At 66.8% G+C, this 16,310-nt stretch carries 17 protein-coding genes and 1 tRNA gene; 9 read left to right on the top strand and 9 right to left on the bottom strand.

Annotation, left to right across the window (positions count from 1 at the left end; genetic code table 11):
* Nucleotides 1-177 precede the first annotated feature (177 nt).
* The 5 genes from dapA (at nt 178) to H512_RS0103900 (ending at nt 3,102) form a co-directional block, all read left to right on the top strand.
* A complete protein-coding gene (gene dapA, locus H512_RS0103920) occupies nt 178-1,053 on the top strand; it encodes a 4-hydroxy-tetrahydrodipicolinate synthase (RefSeq protein ID WP_026782363.1) in 876 nt (291 codons plus the stop codon).
* 13 nt (nt 1,054-1,066) lie between these two features.
* A complete protein-coding gene (smpB, locus tag H512_RS0103915) occupies nt 1,067-1,549 on the top strand; it encodes an SsrA-binding protein SmpB (protein ID WP_026782362.1) in 483 nt (160 codons plus the stop codon).
* A 144-nt stretch (nt 1,550-1,693) separates the two neighbouring features.
* A tRNA-Ser gene (locus H512_RS0103910) sits at nt 1,694-1,784 on the top strand.
* A 188-nt stretch (nt 1,785-1,972) separates the two neighbouring features.
* Nucleotides 1,973-2,683, top strand: coding sequence for a GIY-YIG nuclease family protein (locus tag H512_RS26215; protein WP_026782361.1), 711 nt, complete (start codon nt 1,973-1,975; stop codon nt 2,681-2,683).
* The gene (locus H512_RS0103900; protein ID WP_026782360.1) at nt 2,680-3,102 is read left to right on the top strand and encodes a hypothetical protein; all 423 of its coding nucleotides are present in this window, start codon (nt 2,680-2,682) and stop codon (nt 3,100-3,102) included. Before H512_RS26215 ends, H512_RS0103900 begins: the two co-directional genes overlap by 4 nt.
* A 162-nt stretch (nt 3,103-3,264) precedes the next feature.
* Here the strand turns inward: H512_RS0103900 and H512_RS0103895 are convergent, their stop codons facing one another.
* Nucleotides 3,265-3,522, bottom strand: coding sequence for a hypothetical protein (locus H512_RS0103895; protein WP_026782359.1), 258 nt, complete (start codon nt 3,520-3,522; stop codon nt 3,265-3,267).
* A 327-nt stretch (nt 3,523-3,849) separates the two neighbouring features.
* Here H512_RS0103895 and H512_RS0103885 point away from each other — a divergent pair, with 327 nt between their 5' ends.
* The 4 genes from H512_RS0103885 to H512_RS0103870 all read left to right on the top strand — a co-directional run bounded on the left by H512_RS0103885 (nt 3,850) and on the right by H512_RS0103870 (nt 6,429).
* Nucleotides 3,850-4,191 carry an ArsR/SmtB family transcription factor gene (locus tag H512_RS0103885; protein ID WP_026782357.1) on the top strand — a complete coding sequence of 114 codons (342 nt, stop codon included), beginning with the start codon at nt 3,850-3,852 and terminating at the stop codon, nt 4,189-4,191.
* On the top strand, nt 4,188-5,105 hold the full coding sequence (locus tag H512_RS0103880) for an SRPBCC family protein (RefSeq protein ID WP_026782356.1): 918 nt from the start codon (nt 4,188-4,190) through the stop codon (nt 5,103-5,105). The genes H512_RS0103885 and H512_RS0103880 overlap by 4 nt, the downstream gene beginning before the upstream one ends.
* 96 nt (nt 5,106-5,201) lie before the next feature.
* Nucleotides 5,202-5,543 (top strand): antibiotic biosynthesis monooxygenase family protein, encoded by a 342-nt coding sequence (locus H512_RS0103875; RefSeq protein ID WP_026782355.1) that lies wholly within the window; start codon nt 5,202-5,204, stop codon nt 5,541-5,543.
* 10 nt (nt 5,544-5,553) lie between these two features.
* Nucleotides 5,554-6,429: a sigma-70 family RNA polymerase sigma factor gene (locus H512_RS0103870; RefSeq protein WP_053239534.1), complete on the top strand. Its 876-nt coding sequence runs from the start codon at nt 5,554-5,556 to the stop codon at nt 6,427-6,429.
* Here the strand turns inward: H512_RS0103870 and H512_RS0103865 are convergent.
* The 8 genes from H512_RS0103865 to H512_RS0103830 all read right to left on the bottom strand — a co-directional run bounded on the left by H512_RS0103865 (nt 6,417) and on the right by H512_RS0103830 (nt 16,308).
* Nucleotides 6,417-7,490 carry a DUF4037 domain-containing protein gene (locus H512_RS0103865; protein WP_026782353.1) on the bottom strand — a complete coding sequence of 358 codons (1,074 nt, stop codon included), beginning with the start codon at nt 7,488-7,490 and terminating at the stop codon, nt 6,417-6,419. The genes H512_RS0103870 and H512_RS0103865 overlap by 13 nt on opposite strands.
* A gap of 14 nt (nt 7,491-7,504) precedes the next feature.
* Nucleotides 7,505-8,797, bottom strand: a complete 1,293-nt coding sequence (locus tag H512_RS0103860) for a TadE/TadG family type IV pilus assembly protein (RefSeq protein WP_036789907.1) — start codon at nt 8,795-8,797, stop codon at nt 7,505-7,507.
* Between the two features lie 193 nt (nt 8,798-8,990).
* Nucleotides 8,991-10,259, bottom strand: a complete 1,269-nt coding sequence (locus tag H512_RS0103855) for a glycerate kinase type-2 family protein (protein ID WP_026782351.1) — start codon at nt 10,257-10,259, stop codon at nt 8,991-8,993.
* A gap of 4 nt (nt 10,260-10,263) precedes the next feature.
* Nucleotides 10,264-11,394: a Gfo/Idh/MocA family protein gene (locus H512_RS0103850; RefSeq protein WP_026782350.1), complete on the bottom strand. Its 1,131-nt coding sequence runs from the start codon at nt 11,392-11,394 to the stop codon at nt 10,264-10,266.
* Between the two features lie 10 nt (nt 11,395-11,404).
* The gene (locus tag H512_RS0103845; RefSeq protein WP_026782349.1) at nt 11,405-12,469 is read right to left on the bottom strand and encodes a sugar phosphate isomerase/epimerase family protein; all 1,065 of its coding nucleotides are present in this window, start codon (nt 12,467-12,469) and stop codon (nt 11,405-11,407) included.
* Nucleotides 12,470-12,569: 100 nt separating this feature from the next.
* Nucleotides 12,570-13,952, bottom strand: coding sequence for an FAD-binding oxidoreductase (locus tag H512_RS0103840; protein WP_026782348.1), 1,383 nt, complete (start codon nt 13,950-13,952; stop codon nt 12,570-12,572).
* Nucleotides 13,953-13,954: 2 nt separating this feature from the next.
* Nucleotides 13,955-15,199: an LVIVD repeat-containing protein gene (locus tag H512_RS0103835; RefSeq protein WP_026782347.1), complete on the bottom strand. Its 1,245-nt coding sequence runs from the start codon at nt 15,197-15,199 to the stop codon at nt 13,955-13,957.
* 74 nt (nt 15,200-15,273) lie between these two features.
* Entirely contained in the window at nt 15,274-16,308 is a 1,035-nt protein-coding gene (locus H512_RS0103830; RefSeq protein ID WP_026782346.1) for a substrate-binding domain-containing protein, read from the bottom strand.
* Nucleotides 16,309-16,310 lie beyond the last annotated feature (2 nt).

Raw genomic sequence — 16,310 nt, 5'->3', positions numbered from 1 at the left:
AAACCTTGACGCTGCCGGTGGGAAGAGTCGTCCGGGGGGCTGTGACACGGCTTTGCGGCAAATTTCCGGGAAAGGCGGGCAGGGCAGTTGTCCTTCGCCCGTCTCGGCCTTATTGTCCGCCGGCTGCGGACCGGGGTGCACTTTCGCATCCCGCCCAGTCCATCATGAAGAGGGATCATGTTCAAGGGATCGATCACCGCGCTCGTCACGCCCTTCCGCGACGGCGCCATCGACTGGCAGGCCTTCGAGGCCTTCGTCGACTGGCAGATCACGGAAGGCAGCCATGGCCTGGTTCCGGTGGGAACCACGGGTGAAAGCCCGACGCTCAGCCATGACGAGCACAAACGGGTGGTCGAGGCCTGCATCAAGGTGGCGGCCGGCCGCGTGCCGGTCATCGCCGGCGCCGGCTCCAACAACACGGCCGAGGCGATCGACCTCGCCCAGTTCGCCGAGAAGGCGGGGGCGAACGCGCTGCTCGTCGTCACGCCCTATTACAACAAGCCGAACCAGGAGGGGCTATATCGCCACTTCAAGGCGATCAACGACGCCGTCGGCATCCCGATCTTCATCTACAACATTCCCGGCCGGTCGGTGATCGACATGAGCGTGGAGACGATGGCCCGGCTCAACGAGCTGCGGAACATCGTCGGCGTGAAAGACGCCACGGCGAAGATCGAGCGCGTCTCCGCCCAGCGGCAGGCGATGGGGCCGGGCTTCATCCAGCTCTCGGGCGAGGATGGAACAGCGCTCGGCTTCATGGCGCACGGCGGCCACGGCTGCATCTCGGTGACGGCCAACGTGGCGCCGCGCCTTTCCGCGGCGTTCCAGGAGGCTTGCCTCAAGGGTGACTTCGCGGCGGCGCTCGACATCCAGGACCGGCTGTTCCCGCTTCACAACGCCCTGTTCATCGAACCGAATCCGCAGGGCGCCAAATACGCCCTGTCGCTGATCGGCAAGATGGGCAACGAGCTGCGTCTGCCGCTGGTGCCGGTGGCGCCGTCGACGGAGGCGGCGATCCGCAAGGCGCTGGAGCACGCCGGGCTGCTGAACTGACGGACCGGACGTGATGGCGCAGAAGAAGAAAAAAGCCGACCCGAACAAGAAGGTCGTCGCCGATAACAGGGCGGCGCGCTATCACTATGCCCTCGGCGAGAAGCTGGAGGCCGGCATCATGCTGGTCGGCACGGAGGTGAAGAGCCTGCGTGCCGGCCGCATCAACCTCGGCGAAGCCTATGTCGGCGTGCAGGGCAGCGAGGTCTACCTCTACAACGCCCACATCCCCGAATATCTTCAGGGCAATCGCTTCAATCACGAGCTGCGGCGGCCGCGCAAACTCCTCTTGCATCGCAAGCAGATTGATCGGCTGATCACCTCGATCCAGCGGCAGGGCATGACCATTGTGCCGCTGCGCCTCTATTTCAACGAGCGCGGCATGGCCAAGTGCGAGATATCCGTGGCCGAGGGCAAGAAGCTGCATGACAAGCGGCAGGCGACCAAGGAACGCGACTGGAACCGCGAGAAGGCCCGGCTGCTGCGCTCGCGGGATTGAGGGCGGCTGGTCGGTCCAGCCGAATCCCTTGCCAACCAGACGAAAAGCCGACATGGTCGCGGCGCGCCGTACAGCGCCTTGGACGGGTGGCCGGATGGTTTACGGCTGCGGTCTTGAAAACCGCTGTTGAAGGGCGTGAAAGACGGATGGGTGGCCGAGTGGCTTAAGGCTCCGGTCTTGAAAACCGGCGAAGTTTTAATAACTTCCGTGAGTTCGAATCTCACCCCATCCGCCATTACATGTTGATTTTATTGTGTTTTTTCGAATTCTGAGAAAGCTACTAACGATCTACTACAACAAATCGGGCGGTAGGATCGGGGCTTAATGCCCACACTTGGCGGCTCGCGTGGCCGTTGCGATCACGCGGACGTAAACAGCCGAATTGCTGTTCTGCCCGATAGGAAGGCTGTCTAGGTTATCTGAATGCGGGAGTTCATTCTTCAAGAGATTCGACGGCTGGCTTCGGCAAATGGCGGGCAAGCTCCGGGGCAAAAGCTGTTCGCCAAAGAGACGGGCATTGCTGAACATCAATGGCGCGGTCGGTTTTGGGCACGATGGGGCGATGCGCTGACGGAAGCGGGGTTCCAGCCGAACGATTGGACTGGAAGGTCCGACACGAATGCAATCCTTTCCGGGGTAGTTGCAGCTTGCCGCCACTATGGGCGTTTGCCGACTAACTCCGAAATGGAGATGCTGCGGCGAACCGATCCTTCAATCCCGCATCCGAAAGTCATCCAAAACAATTTCGGGCGGCGATCCGACATGATCGCGGCACTTGCCAAGCATGTAGCAACCAATGCGGCGCTATCCGACGTTGCCGTGATGTTGCCTGAACAAGGCAACGACGCATTGCAGCGGCAACCTTCATCGAAGCCGGTCGAAGGCTTCGTGTATCTCATTAAGTCCGGCGACTTCTATAAGATCGGCCGCAGCGACGACGCGGAACGGCGCTTCAAGCAAATCACCATCGCTTTGCCCGACAAAGCCGAACTGTTTCACACGATCCGAACCGACGATCCGTCCGGTATTGAAGCTTACTGGCATCGTCGCTTCGATGATCGTCGGGCAAACGGAGAATGGTTCAAGCTCACTGCGCAGGACGTTGCGGCCTTTAGACGACGGAAGTTTCAATGAACGGAACAATCATCGTCGCGATTATCACGGTTGTGGGCAGCATCGTTGCTGCTGCGATCACATCTTATCTGACCAAGGCGAAAGACCGTGAAGCCGAATGGCGAGCGGTGAAGCTCACGCACTATAAGCGGTTCATGACGGCGCTAAGTGCGATAGTTGGTCCGAAGCCTACGGATGAAGAACGGATTGCCTTCGCCGACGCGGCCAACGACATATTCCTTGTCGGTTCGCCCGCTGTGTTGGTTGCCCTTCGCGGTTATCTTGACGAAACGGCGGATTCGAACAGCGGCAAAACCTTGGATCGTCACGACGAACTATTGACTGTCCTTATATTCGCTATTCGCGAAGACCTTGGCAGGAAGCCCAATCGACCGGACGAACCGTTCGAATTTCGCATGTGGTCCGGCAAGCCAAAATAGGTGCAAACCTGCTTATCGCGCTGCCCAATGCCGGAACAAAAAGCCCGCCAGCTTTGCGGGCTGGCGGGCAAGGAAACGGCGTGCCCGATCATGGGCAGGAACGACACGCCGCTATCGGCCGGGCGAGGCAGTGCCAACCACAACGCCCCGGCCAATCTCAAATCATTCCTCCCATCCCAAACGGTGCGCCGGGACTGTCCGCCCGTGGTTGTGTGGGGGCATGGTGCCGGGAACGCCGTTCGCTTCGTCAATGCGGCGGGAAACTTCGTCGGGTTCCTCGCGGAACAAGCGTTCGCTTCCATCCTTGAACGTGACGAAGCTGCCCCCGTCGTAGTTGCGATCCGTAAAGGCGATGGTGCCCACACGAACGGAACGGGTCACGCCGTCTTCGTCGGTAAGCGGGATGGTGCTCGCGGGCATCACACGGCCCCCAATTCAACGCGGCTGTTGGCTTTGTCCGCAATCGCGGGCGTGTACTGGACCTGCACCTCGACGGCATGGAGCCTTTTCCCCAGCGATAGGGCTTCGTCTTCGGTCACCCGGCCGAGAATTCGACCGAGCTGCGCATCGACGGGAGTTCCACGCTCCACGAACGGGATTGACCGCATGGCGCGGCGGTCAGGCACCACTCTTCTGTATCCGCAGGTCGAGACCGGCCATTCCGGAGTCGGCAACTGCTGGCATCAAAACTTAGCTGATTGGCAAAGTTTTCCTTGCGCGATGGGCGCCCGGATGATACTTAGCAACATGACTAAGCATCATCCGGAACTTTCGCTGCTTTTCCATGCGCTCGCCGATCCGACCCGCCGGTCGATCCTGACCCGGCTTGCCGAACGGCCGGCGCGCGTCACCGACTTGTCCGAACCCACCGGCCTGCGCCTGCCCACGGTGATGCGGCATCTGTCGGTGCTGGAGGAGGCCGGGCTGATCGTCACGGCCAAGGACGGGCGGGTACGCACCTGCGCCATCGTTCCGGATGCCCTGGAGCCGGCTCGAACATGGCTCGACGAGCAGCGATCGATATGGGAAGGCCGGCTCGATCGCCTGGACGCCTTGGCAATGAAGGCCCTGAAGGAGCGCAAGCAATGACATCGAACCCGAATCAGAACCGCGCGTCGTCCGATCATGCCGATGGGCGCTTTGCCACACTGGTCTTCGAACGGGATGTGGCGGCGCCGTTGTCGGCGCTGTGGCAGAGCTGGACGGCGCCGGCGGCGCGGGCCGTCTGGGCGGCTCCCGATCCCTCCGTCATCGTGGAGTTCGTCGAGGCCGATACCCGGGTGGGCGGACGCGAAATCTCGCTCTGCAAGGCCGAGGGACAGCCGGATGTCCGCTGCGAATGCGGCTGGCTTGCTTTGCAGGAGGCCGCGCGCAGCGTCAACTACGAGGTGGTATCCATCGGCGGCATCAGCCAGTCGGCGGCGCTGGTGACGGCGGATTTCTCGGGCACGGGCGATCGCAGCCGGCTGGTCGTGACGGTGCAGCTCTCCTCGCTCGCCAGGGACATGGTGGCCGGCTACCGGGAGGGTTTCGAGGCCGGACTGGGCAATCTCGCGGCGGCGGCCGAGCGCACCATGGTGCTGCAACGGGTGATCGGGGCGCCGCGAGACATCGTCTGGAACACCTGGGTCAATCCGGAGACGCTGCCGCAATGGTGGGGACCGGACGGGTTTTCCTGCCGGACCAAGAGGATCGACCTGCGGTCGGGCGGCGAATGGGTGTTCGACATGATCGCGGCGGACGGCACGGTGTTCCCGAACCATCATCGCTATATCGAGATCCGGCCTCAGGAGCGGCTCGGCTATACGCTGCTGTGGGGCGAGGACGGGCCGAAGCATGCCGACGCCTGGGCCTCGTTCGAGGAGCAGGATGGGGCGACGAAGGTGACGCTGGGCATGGTGTTCAGCACCGAGGCCGAGTTCCAGCAGGCAAAAGGCTTCGGCGCGGTCGAACTCGGCCTGCAGACGCTGGGCAAGCTGGACCGCCTGGTCAAATCCCGATAGTCGGCGCGTCGCCTGCGAAAAGATCGGCCGGCGAGGTCACATTCCCGCCGGCTGGCTTGTCATGGCTGTTGCAACCTCTTTCGGAAGGACAGGGCCATGACCCGGAAAAACACCGCCACCATCGACGCCGCCGCGCCGCGCCTGACGCTGATCAACGTCTATGAGGTCGAGGCGGAGAAACAGGCGGACCTCGCCCGCCTGCTGTCCGAGATCACCGAAGGCGGCATCCGGCAGGCGCCGGGCTTCGTGTCGGTCTGCGTTCACAGCAGCCTCGACGGCACCAAGGTGGTAAACTACGCCCAATGGACCTCGAAGGAACACTTCGACGCCTTCATGCAGCAGCCGGAGACCCGCGAGCAGCTGAAGCGCTTCGCCGCTCTGGCAAAGTCGGTGTCGCCGGCGCTCTACAGGGTAGATGCCATCCATTGCCAGGGGTGACGAGGCCGTCATGACCGAGATGTCCGCCGATCCCCTGCTGGCCGAGCTGCGGCCGAACCTCGTCCGGATCGCCTACCGCATGCTGGGATCGGTGGCCGACGCCGAGGATATAGTGCAGGAGGCGTCGCTGCGCTGGCTGGCCGTCGACCGGCCGGCGGTGCGCGAGCCGGCGGCCTTCCTGCGCAAGATCGTCACGCGGCTCTGCCTCAACGAGCTGAAGTCCGCCCGCCGCCGGCGCGAGATCTACGTCGGCCCCTGGCTGCCGGAACCGATCTTCGACCCCGAAGACCGCGATCCGGCCGACGACGTCACGCTGCCGCTGATGATCGCGCTGGAGCGGCTGTCGCCGCTGGAACGGGCGGCCTTCCTGCTGCACGACGTGTTCGGCATGAGCTTCGAGGAGGTCGGCGAGGTGATCGGCCGCGAGCCGGCGGCCTGCCGTAAGCTGGCCAGCCGGGCGCGGAACCATGTCCGCGAGGCCCGGCCGCGCTTCGCGGTAACCAGGGATCGCGGGCTGGCGCTGGCCGCCGCCTTCTTCGCCGCGTCGCGAAGCGGCGACATCGGCGCCCTGCGGGCGCTGCTGTCCGAAGACGTGATCGCCGTCGCCGATGGCGGCGGCAAGGTTTCCTCCTCGCCGGCGCCGCTCGTCGGCCTCGACGCCGTCCTCGCCCGCCATGTCGAGATGGCCCGGGCCTTCGTCGCCGGGCCGTCGCAGTTCGTCCGCTACGCGGTGATCGACGGCCTGCCGGGCTTCGTCACCATCGAGGCGGGAGGCATCGTGCAGACGACGGCCTTGCAGATCGAGGCGGAGCGCATCGTCGGCATCTACGTGACGCGCAACCCCGACAAGCTGCGGCATCTGGCCGAGGCCAGTCAATCGGCGTAAAGCGCGCCGATCAGCCGCCGCGCCCGCTCCGGCACGACGATAAGCGGTACGGCGCCGGTGACCTGGTCGATGGCGCCGATCGTCGGCAGCGCCTTGAGCGCCGGATCGGCGATGGCGGCCGCGAGGTTGGCGGCAATCTCCTCGGCATTGATCGTCAGGAACGGACGGTCAAAGTACGGGCCGACCTTCGGCACCACCGACAGCGGCAAGCCGGCGGACGCATGCATCTCAGCCGCCGCGAGATAGGCGTCGGCAAGCTGGGCCTGCCGCGTCTCCCACGTATCGGCCGAGAGCGCCGCCGCGAGAAGCGGCGACAGCCTGCCGGCGCCGGCGAGGCGAGCGAAGGCACTGCCGAACCACTTGGGGTAGGGCGCGTAGCAGCCTTCCAGCAGAAAGCCGATGCGCATCACGGCGTGGACGAGACGGCCGGCGATCAGGCGCGAGCCGAGATCGTCGCCGGCATGGCCGGCCCGGCCGACGAAAGCCTGCTCGTCGGCGATGCCGCGCCATTCGGCGGCCAGTTTGAAGAGAATGATGTCGCGCGGATAGCCGGCGAAGACAGCCCGGAGCCGCGTCAAGTCCCCGAGGCCGTCATGGAAGACGGCGCCGGCCGTCAGCTCGACCAGCCGCTGCTCGGGCAGCGCCAGCCAGGTCAGGGCGTCCATCGGCTTGTCGATGTCGAGCCCCAGCCGCGTCCGCAGGATGGCGGCGGCGGTGAACACCTCGACGCCGTGATCGAGCCGTCCGAGCGCGCCCTCGGCGACAACAGGCGGATGCGGCCGCGAGCGGTAGCCGATCGGCTCGCCGAGAAAGCTCTCGGGCTTCTCGGCGCCGAAGCCGTCGACGATAGCCGGGGCGAAGGCGGCGAAATCGGCCGGTCTGACGACGATCTGGACGCGCGGCCCCCAGTTGTGATCGCGCGACATGGCATCATCGAAGCCCATCAGCTCGGAGCCGTAGCCGAACACGCCGGCGTCGTGCGGCAGGCCGGGAAACGCCCGGTCCAGCCAGGGACGGACAATCTCGCGGTAGAACAGGCGTGACAGCTCGATACCTTGCACGGATGCCTCCGGGATCAATGGGTGATGTGCGTTTCGCTCACCACGTTGGCGAACAGCTGGGTCAGCACGGCGCCGACGTCGCCTGAAGGGGGCACCTCGGCAAACAGGCCGTCCGAGGCGCAAGCCTTCATGTTGGGAGCGATCTTCGCCTGGAAGGGGGCGATCCAGTCATTGTACCACTGATTGCTGGGGATTTTCTGATAGGTGGTGTAGAGGCTGGCGATCTTGACGCCGGCGGTCTTGATGGCCGTGCAGGGCGTGATGTCGATCGGCTGCTGGCAGCGCTTGCCGGTGAGCTTTTCCTTGCAATTGGTGGCACGCTCGGCGTCCTCGACGCCGTCGCTGATCAGGAACAGCACCTTGATCGGGTCGGACGGCGACAGACCGCTGCCGCTCTTGCCGATCGTGCCCTGGATGCTGTTGAGAGCGCTGAGCAGGTCGGTCTGCTGGTCATTATTGTAGTTTTGCTTTTGGATGGTCATTAGATCGACGTTGGCGGCGGCCGTGGCCACCGCATCCAGCGACGGCGACAGGGCGGCGACCTGCGTCAACTTGGCGACCGAGGCGTCCACGCCCATCGAATAGACGGCCATCTTGTACTGGCCGGTTACCAGCTGGCTGGCGGCGGCCTTGCTGATCATCGATTGCACCGCCCGCGACACCACCTGATAGCGCAGGGTGATTCCCGACCGCAGGGCTAGCCGGTAGGTATCGTCCTTGGCGCCCGTGATGTGACAGGTGAAGGCGCAGCCGCCGTTGACGACATTGAGGGCGGCGATGTCGGCCTCGGTGGCGCCGAGACCCATGGACGGGCTATTGTCGATCAGCACGTGGAAATTATAGTAGTAGATCGGCCGGTTCTGGGCGCTGGCGATGGCCGTGACGGTGATGTTGTTCACGCCGAACAGGCGCACGAAGTAGGTCGGCACGTCGGACGTCAGCTTGACGCTGGAGCTGAAGGTATTGTCGACATACTGCACCTCGATCTTCGAGGTGTTGATCGCCGAGAACCGGGCATCGGCGAAGTTCGTCCGGGCGATCGTCAGGGCGTCGGTTTCGGCCACGGTGATCTCGCCGGACGCGCCATTCTGGATGACTTCCCTCACGGCGCTGGAACTCATGGAGATGGCGCCCACCGCCGCCGCGTCAGCGGCCGTCTGAAGCATGTCCTTGGTGCGGGCAACGATCGCATAGTCCACGGCGGCGCCGACCGCGAACATCAGCGGCAGGATCATCAGCGCGAAGACGACGCTGATGGCGCCGGACCTGTCGGTCCCGAGCGCCCGGCAGACATGCCGCAACCTCATGCCTTTTCTGGCAACATGGACTGCGAAGAACACCGCTCACCCCGTTGTCCCGACGGGACGCGCCTTCTGGCGGCCCGAGACGGCCGCGGCCGGCCGCGATACGACCGGGCACCACCCCCGCGCGCATTGAGCGCATGACTGAATGAAATTATTACTAAAACCGGCACTTTCTGCCGGGCGGAGTCGCCGGCGGCTACGGGCGGCCGATCAGGATGGCTCGAAAGTCGTTGACATTGGTCAGCGTCGGACCGGTGACCACGGCGTCGCCGAGCGCGCCGAACAGGCCGTGACCGTCGTTGGCGTCGAGCGCGGCCTGCGGGTCGAGGCCGAGCGCCCAGGCGCGAGCGAGGCTGTCGGGCGTCAGGAGGGCGCCGGCGATCTCCTCGACGCCGTCGACGCCGTCGGTGTCGCCGGCCAGCGCCCAGACGTTTTCCAGACCGCCGAGGTGCAGACCGAGCGACAGCAGGAACTCGACATTGCGGCCGCCGCGCCCCTTGCCGCGTACCGTCACCGTGGTCTCGCCGCCCGACAGCAGCACGCAGGGCGGCGCGAAGGGCTGGCCGCGCCGGACGATCTGGCGGGTGACGCCGGCCAGCACGGCGCCGACATCGCGCGCCTCGCCCTCGATGGCGTCGCCGAGGATGTGGACGGCAAGACCGGCCGCGCGGGCGACGGCGGCCGCGGCCTCCAGCGACGCCTGCGGCGCGGCGACGACATGCGTCTCGTTGCCAGCAAGGCGGGGATCGCCGGGCTTCACCGTCTCGCCGTCGCCGCTTGCGAGCAGCGTCTCGACGGCCGGCGGCAAGGCGATACCGTAACGGCGGATGATGGCCAGCGCCTCGGCCGAGGTGGTGGGGTCGCCGACAGTGGGGCCGGAGGCGATGTCGACGGGATCGTCGCCGGGCACGTCGGAGATCAGCAGGCTCACCACCTTGGCCGGGTGGGCGAGGGCGGCGAGCCGGCCGCCCTTCATCGCCGACAGGTGGCGGCGGACGCAGTTGATCTCGGAGATCGGGGCGCCGGAGGCGAGCAGGGCACGGGCGAGCGCCTGCTTGTCGTCGAGGCTGACGCCGGGGAGCGGCAGGGCGAGCAGCGCCGAGCCGCCGCCGGAGATCAGACAGAGCACGGTGTCGTCAGGCCCGGCGCCGGCGGCGATGTAGCGGATGCGCTGCGCCGCCGCAAGGCCGGCGGCATCCGGCACCGGGTGAGCGGCCTCCACCACCTCGATGCGTTCGGTCGGCACGGCATGGCCGTAGCGTGTCACCACCAGCCCTTCGAGCGGCCCGTCCCAATGCCGCTCCACCGCCCGCGCCATGGCGGCCGACGCCTTGCCGGCGCCGAGCACGATCAGCCGGCCGTTCGGACGCGGCGGCAGGAAGGGCGGCACGCAGCGGTCCGGCTGGGCCGCCGCGACGGCCGCGTCGAACATCGAGCGGAGGAGGGCGCGCGGATCGGCGGGCATGGCGTCAGCCGATCTCGACCCAGACGTTGCCCTTCCCGTTGGACATCAGGCATGCCTGGACGAACTTCGATCCGCTGACGCCGTCGCGGGCCGACGGCACCATGGTGGTCACGGCCTTGCCGGCGATCAGGTCGGCGGCGTCGCGATAGAGGTTGGCGAAGGCTTCGAGATAGCCCTCCGGATGGGCGGCCGGCACGCGGCTGCCGGCCACGGCGGCGGCCGTGGCGCCGGCGCCGTTGCGGCGGAGCATCTGGCGCGGCTCGCCGAGCCGGGTGAACCACAGCTCCTCCGGGCTCTCCTGCCGCCATTCGAGGCCGGCCTTGTCGCCATAGATGCGCAAGGAGACGTTGTTGCCGTTGCCCGGCAGCACCTGGCTGGCCAGGATCGAGCCCTTGGCGCCGGAGGCGTAGCGCATCAGGATGGCGGCGTCGTCGTCGACCCGCCGGCCCTCGACCAGCGTCGAGAGTTCGGCGAGCAGATGCGTCGGCTCCTCGCCGGCCACGAAGGCGGCGAGGTTCCAGGCGTGGGTACCGACGTCGCCGATGGCGCCGCCCTGTCCGGCCTGCTTGGGATCGGTGCGCCAGACGGCGCCCTCGGCGCCGGTGTTCTCGACCGGCGCGGCCAGCCAGTCCTGCAGATACTCGACCTCGACGCGCCGGAGCTTGCCGATCTCGCCGGCCGCCACCATCTCGCGCGCCTGCCGCACCATCGGATAGCCGGTGTAGGTGTGCGTCAGGACAAAGCGGCGGCCGGTCGTCTCGACCAGCGCGGCCAGCGCCTCGGCATCCTCAAGCGTCGTGGTCATCGGCTTCTCGCAGATGACGTCGAAGCCGGCTTCCAGCGCCGCCTTGGCGATGGGGAAGTGCAGGAAGTTGGGGGTGACGATCACCACGGCGTCGATGCGGTCGGGACGCAGCGCCTCCTTGTCGATCATCTCCCGATAGGTGGCGTAGGCGCGGTCGGGCGCGATGCCGAGCGTTCCGGCGAAGGCGCGGCCGCGGTCGGGGTCGACGTCGAGGGCGCCGGCCACCAGCTGGAAGCGGTCGTCCATGCGCATGGCGATGCGGTGCACGGCGCCGATGAAGGCGGTGGGGCCGCCGCCGACCATGCCGAGGGTGATGCGGGTGTTGCTCATGATGATGTCCTCAGCCGATGCCCAGCAGACGGCGGTTCATGGCGGCCCCATTGCTGTCACCAACGCCGCTCTTGGCGAAATCGTCGAAGGCGTGCTCGGTGACGCGGATGATGTGGCCGGCGATGAACGGCGCGCCCTCGGCGGCGCCGTCTTCCGGGTGCTTCAGCGCGCACTCCCATTCCAGCACCGCCCAGCCGGGAAAATCGTATTGCGCCATCTTCGAGAAGATGGCCGAGAAATCGACCTGACCGTCGCCGAGCGAGCGGAAGCGGCCGGGCCTGTCGACCCAATCCTGATAGCCGCCGTAGACGCCGGAGCGGCCGGACGGGTTCAGCTCGGCGTCCTTGACGTGGAAGGCCCTGACGCGCTCGTGGTAGATGTCGAGGAAGGCGAGATAGTCGAGCGCCTGCAACACGAAGTGCGAGGGATCGTAGAGGATATTGGCTCGGGGATGGTTGCCGACGGCTTCCAGGAAGCGCTCGAAGGTGGCGCCGTCGTGCAGATCCTCGCCCGGATGCAGCTCGAAGCAGGCGTCGACGCCGGCTTCCTCGAAGGCGTCGAGGATCGGCTTCCAGCGGCGGGCGAGTTCCGCGAAGGCTTCCTCGACGAGGCCGGCCGGACGCTGCGGCCAGGGATAGACATAGGGCCAGGCGAGGGCGCCGGAGAAGGTGGCGTGCGCCGAAAGGCCAAGCCGGCGCGACGCCTCGGCGGCGAGCTTCAGCTCGCGCACCGCCCATTCGGTGCGGGCGGCCGGATTGCCGCGGACGGCTTGTGGCGCGAAGCCGTCGAACAGGGAATCGTAAGCCGGATGCACGGCGACGAGCTGGCCCTGGATGTGGGTGGACAGTTCGGTGATCTCGACACCGGCCTCGGCAAGCCGGCCCTTCAGTTCGTCGGCATAGACTTGCGACGTGGCGGCCTTCTCGAGGTCGAACAGGCCGGCGGTGGTCGGAAGCTGCAGGCCGGCGTAGCCGAGGCCGGCCGCCCAGCGCGCCAGACCGTCCAGGCTGTCGAACGGCGGCGACCCGCCCACGAACTGAGCCAGGAATAGCCCAGGTCCCTTGATCGTCCTCATGGCGGTCCCCTTGTCTCCAATCCGCGCGGCTGGCGGTTCGCTCGCCAGCTTACATATCGTTTCAAGAGGAGGTAAGTCCTTTCCTCGCCTTCCGAACCGATCAGGCCGGCGGCGGCAGGATCTTGCCGGGGTTGAGGATTCCCTTGGGATCGACGGCCGCCTTGATCGCCCGCATCACGGCGAGCGCCGCCTCATCGTATTCCTCGCGCATGTAGGCGACCTTGCCCGAGCCGATGCCGTGCTCGCCGGTCGAGGTGCCGCCGACGGAAATCGCATGGCGGATCAGTTCGGCGTTGATCGAGCCGACGCGGTCCAACTCGGCTTGATCATCGGGATCGACGGCGAACATGACGTGGAAATTGCCGTCGCCGACGTGGCCGAGGATGGCCGCCGTGGCACCGGCCTCCTCCACGAGGTCGCGGGCGAGCGCCACCGCGCCGGCCAGCTCGGAGATCGGCACGCAGATGTCGGTGGCCCAGCCCTTCGAGCCGGTACGGGCGGCCAGCACGGCATAGAAGGCATCGTGCCGCGCTTTCCACAGCCGCGAGCGGTCTTCCGGCGCCGTCGCCCAGTCGAAGGCGGCGGCGCCGTAGTCGGCGACGATGCCGCGCACCGTCTCCACCTGCTCCTCGACGCCCTTTGCCGAGCCGTGGAACTCGAACACCAGCGTGTCGCCGGCCGGCAGCGACAATTTGGAATAGGCGTTGGTGTAGTCGACGAGCCGCCTCTCCATCAGCTCGACGCGGGCGATCGGCACGCCATACTGGATGACGGTGATCGCCGCCTCAGCGGCGCTGACCAGGTCGGGAAAGCGGCAGGTGGCGGCGGCCACCGCCTCGGGAATGCCGGAGAGGCGCAGCGTCACCTCGGTGATGATGCCGAGCGTGCCCTCCGAACCGACGATGAGGCGGGTGAGGTCGTAGCCGGCCGCCGACTTGCGGGCGCGGCTCGACGTGCGGATCACCTCGCCGCTGGCCAGCACGACGGTCAGCGCCAGCACGTTGTCGCGCATGGTGCCGTAGCGGACGGCGTTGGTGCCGGAGGCGCGCGTCGCCGCCATGCCGCCGATGGTGGCGTTGGCACCGGGATCGACCGGGAAGAACAGGCCTTGGTCGCGCAGATAGGCATTGAGGTCTTCGCGCGTCACGCCGGCCTCGACGGTGCAATCGAGATCGTCGGGGCTGACGCGCAGGATCTTCTGCATGTGCGTGAGATCGAGCGACAGGCCGCCCTGCGGCGCGCCGAGATGCCCTTCGAGCGAGGTGCCGGCGCCGAAGGCGATCACCGGAATGCCCTCGGCGGCGCAGAGCTTCACCGCCTCGGCCACCTCCGCCGTGCTCTCGGCGAAGAACACTGCGTCGGGGGCGGCGACGGCGTGGTGGGTTTCGCCGCCACCGTGCTGTTCACGCAGCGCCTGCGAGCGGGAGAAGCGGGCGCCGTAGCGGGCGGCGAGCGTTTCAAAGGCTTTGGAATCGTCGTGCATGTTCAGCCGCCGTATTCGATGATTTCGAGGCCGGCGTTGTAGTCGGTGGCGTAGATCAGCCCGGCGGCGTCGACGAACACGTCGGCCGACTGGATCACTCTCGGCCGGCCGGGCCGGCGGTCGGTCATGTGGCGCGGCGCGGCCGGCACCAGCGCGCCGGTCTCGCGCGGGCGGTAGGGATCGGAGATGTCGAAGGCGCGGATGCCGGCGTTCTGCCAGGTGGCGAAGATCAGCGTGTCCGAGACGAAGCTGCCGGGGCGGTTTTCGTGGAGATTGTGCGGGCCGAAGTGGCCGCCCTTCTTGGCGTAGTCGATCTCGTCCGGCACCGGCAGCGTCGAGATGGAAATCGGGTTCTCCGGCACGCGGATGTCGAACAGCCAGGTCAGCTTGCGGCCGTCTTCCTCGTTGTCGAGCACGGCCTCGTCGGCCACCACCAGCAGGTCGCGCGAAATGAGCGGCAGCGCCGAGTGGGTACCGCCGCCGTAAGGCGGGCACCAGTTGCGATGGACGATGAGCTTCGGCGCGGAGCGGTCTGAAATATCGAGCAGAGTCAGTCCGCCGTCGCGCCAGCAGGCATAGGCCGTGTCGCCATGGACGAGGGCGTGGTGCAGCGCCCAGCGCCGGCCTTCCGGCGCGTCCAGCACCTCGCCGGCTGCTTTGTGCATGCCCGGTAGCCACCACTTGCCGGCGATGAATGGCCGGGTCGGATCGGCGAGATCGATGGTGACGAAGATGTAGTCGGTGAAGCCGGGCAGCAGCGCCGAGGCATAGGCCCAGCGGCCGCCCACGTACCAGAGGCGGTGGAAGCCGATGCCGCCGCAATCGAGTTGGCCGATCTTTCTGGGACGGTCGGGGGTGGAGATGTCGTAGACGGTCATGCCGGCCGTCCAGGCCTGCTTGCCGGCCGCGCCGGCGAAGGTCTCGCCGACCGATTTCGTATAGTAGACGCGCTCGTCCTGCGACACGTCGACGTCGGCGAACAGGTCGAGGGCGTTGACGACCAGCAACAGGTCGTCGTGCGCCTGGAGATGGATATTCCAGGTGTTGGCCGGCGCCGGGACGTAGGTGACGGCACCCGGCCGTTTCGGGTCGCGCACATTGACGATCGAGAAGCCGCGCGACCAGGGATGGCCGACATAGGCGAAGCCGCGATGCACCATCAGTTGCAGGCCGTCGCCACGGCCGTCGATGTCGGAATGGCCGATCAGCTTCATGTTGCGGGAGAAGTCGGGGGTCGGCAGGCTCATCGGGTCACCGGAACTTGGCAAGACTGAGGGCGCCGCGCGAGGCGGCGCCCGTTTGCGGAGGGAAACGGCCGTGGTTACTTCTTCGGCGCCGGAATCCAGCTCGCCGTGGCGGCGTCGGAGGCGCTGAAGGCCGGGAACTTCTGCTGCAGATCCTCGATGGTCTCGATCTTGTTGTTGATCAGGTCGTCGCGGGTGACCAGCGTCGGCTGGAGCAGCACGGAATGGCCGGGGTCCTGACCGGCGATGGCCAGCGACACGGCGCGGACGGCCACTTCGCCGACCACGGCGGCGTTGGTGGCGGCGGTGGCCACCCAGGCGCTGTCCGGCTCGATCATCAACTGGATGTCGGCGGTGGAGGTATCGACGCCGTAGATCTTCACCTTGTCCGAGACGCCCAACTCGTCGGTGGCGAGCTTGACGCCCTTGGCGAACTCGTCCCAGGGCGTGAAGATCACCGAGATGTCCGGGTTGGCGCGCAGCACCGCCTTGGTCTGGTCGGCGACGGAGGCCGGCACGGTGTCGTTGACGACGCCCCAGACGGCCTTTTCCGTCAGCTTGTGCGTCTCGACGAAGTCCTTGAACACGGCGTAGCGGCGGTCGAGCGGCGCGAAGCCGGCGACGTAGACGGCGCCGGCGGTGAAGCCGTCGCCCTTGTCCTTGATCGCCTGTTCGAGGACGAGGCGGGCCATGTCCTTGTCGCTCTGCTCGATCTGCGGGATGGCCGGGTTGTCGAGGTCGACGTCGTAGGCGACCACCTTGATGCCGGCGTCGAGCGCCTTCTGGGCGACGTCCTTCAGCACTTCCGGCCGGCCGTTGTTGATGACGATGCCCTTGACGCCGCGATTGATCGCCTGCTCGACGAGGTTGCGCTGGGTGTCGTTGTCGTTGCGGGCCTGCGACAGCGTCAGCGTGACGCCGAGCGCCTCGGCCTGGCGCTTGGTGCCGGCCTCGAAGGCTTGCAGCCAGTCGCCGCTGCCGAGGAAGGAGACGACGGCGATCTCGACGCCGCCCTTGTCGAACGGGGCCGGCGCGCCGGCAAGGCCCTCGGCGAGGGCGGGGGAGGCGAGGAGGCCGGCCACGAGGCCGGCGGAGAGGAGCGAGGTCTTCATGG

This window comes from Pleomorphomonas koreensis DSM 23070, assembly GCF_000425185.1.
GTDB lineage: Bacteria > Pseudomonadota > Alphaproteobacteria > Rhizobiales > Pleomorphomonadaceae > Pleomorphomonas > Pleomorphomonas koreensis.
This window is presented reverse-complemented; position numbering and strand designations above follow the sequence as displayed.

Coding starts and splice junctions, on each gene's coding strand:
- dapA (WP_026782363.1), top strand. CDS start 178: ATGTTCAAGGGATCGATCACCGCGCTCGTCACGCCCTTCCGCGACGGC.
- smpB (WP_026782362.1), top strand. CDS start 1,067: ATGGCGCAGAAGAAGAAAAAAGCCGACCCGAACAAGAAGGTCGTCGCC.
- H512_RS26215 (WP_026782361.1), top strand. CDS start 1,973: ATGCGGGAGTTCATTCTTCAAGAGATTCGACGGCTGGCTTCGGCAAAT.
- H512_RS0103900 (WP_026782360.1), top strand. CDS start 2,680: ATGAACGGAACAATCATCGTCGCGATTATCACGGTTGTGGGCAGCATC.
- H512_RS0103895 (WP_026782359.1), bottom strand. CDS start 3,522: ATGCCCGCGAGCACCATCCCGCTTACCGACGAAGACGGCGTGACCCGT.
- H512_RS0103885 (WP_026782357.1), top strand. CDS start 3,850: ATGACTAAGCATCATCCGGAACTTTCGCTGCTTTTCCATGCGCTCGCC.
- H512_RS0103880 (WP_026782356.1), top strand. CDS start 4,188: ATGACATCGAACCCGAATCAGAACCGCGCGTCGTCCGATCATGCCGAT.
- H512_RS0103875 (WP_026782355.1), top strand. CDS start 5,202: ATGACCCGGAAAAACACCGCCACCATCGACGCCGCCGCGCCGCGCCTG.
- H512_RS0103870 (WP_053239534.1), top strand. CDS start 5,554: ATGACCGAGATGTCCGCCGATCCCCTGCTGGCCGAGCTGCGGCCGAAC.
- H512_RS0103860 (WP_036789907.1), bottom strand. CDS start 8,797: ATGAGGTTGCGGCATGTCTGCCGGGCGCTCGGGACCGACAGGTCCGGC.
- H512_RS0103855 (WP_026782351.1), bottom strand. CDS start 10,259: ATGCCCGCCGATCCGCGCGCCCTCCTCCGCTCGATGTTCGACGCGGCC.
- H512_RS0103850 (WP_026782350.1), bottom strand. CDS start 11,394: ATGAGCAACACCCGCATCACCCTCGGCATGGTCGGCGGCGGCCCCACC.
- H512_RS0103845 (WP_026782349.1), bottom strand. CDS start 12,469: ATGAGGACGATCAAGGGACCTGGGCTATTCCTGGCTCAGTTCGTGGGC.
- H512_RS0103840 (WP_026782348.1), bottom strand. CDS start 13,952: ATGCACGACGATTCCAAAGCCTTTGAAACGCTCGCCGCCCGCTACGGC.
- H512_RS0103835 (WP_026782347.1), bottom strand. CDS start 15,199: ATGAGCCTGCCGACCCCCGACTTCTCCCGCAACATGAAGCTGATCGGC.
- H512_RS0103830 (WP_026782346.1), bottom strand. CDS start 16,308: ATGAAGACCTCGCTCCTCTCCGCCGGCCTCGTGGCCGGCCTCCTCGCC.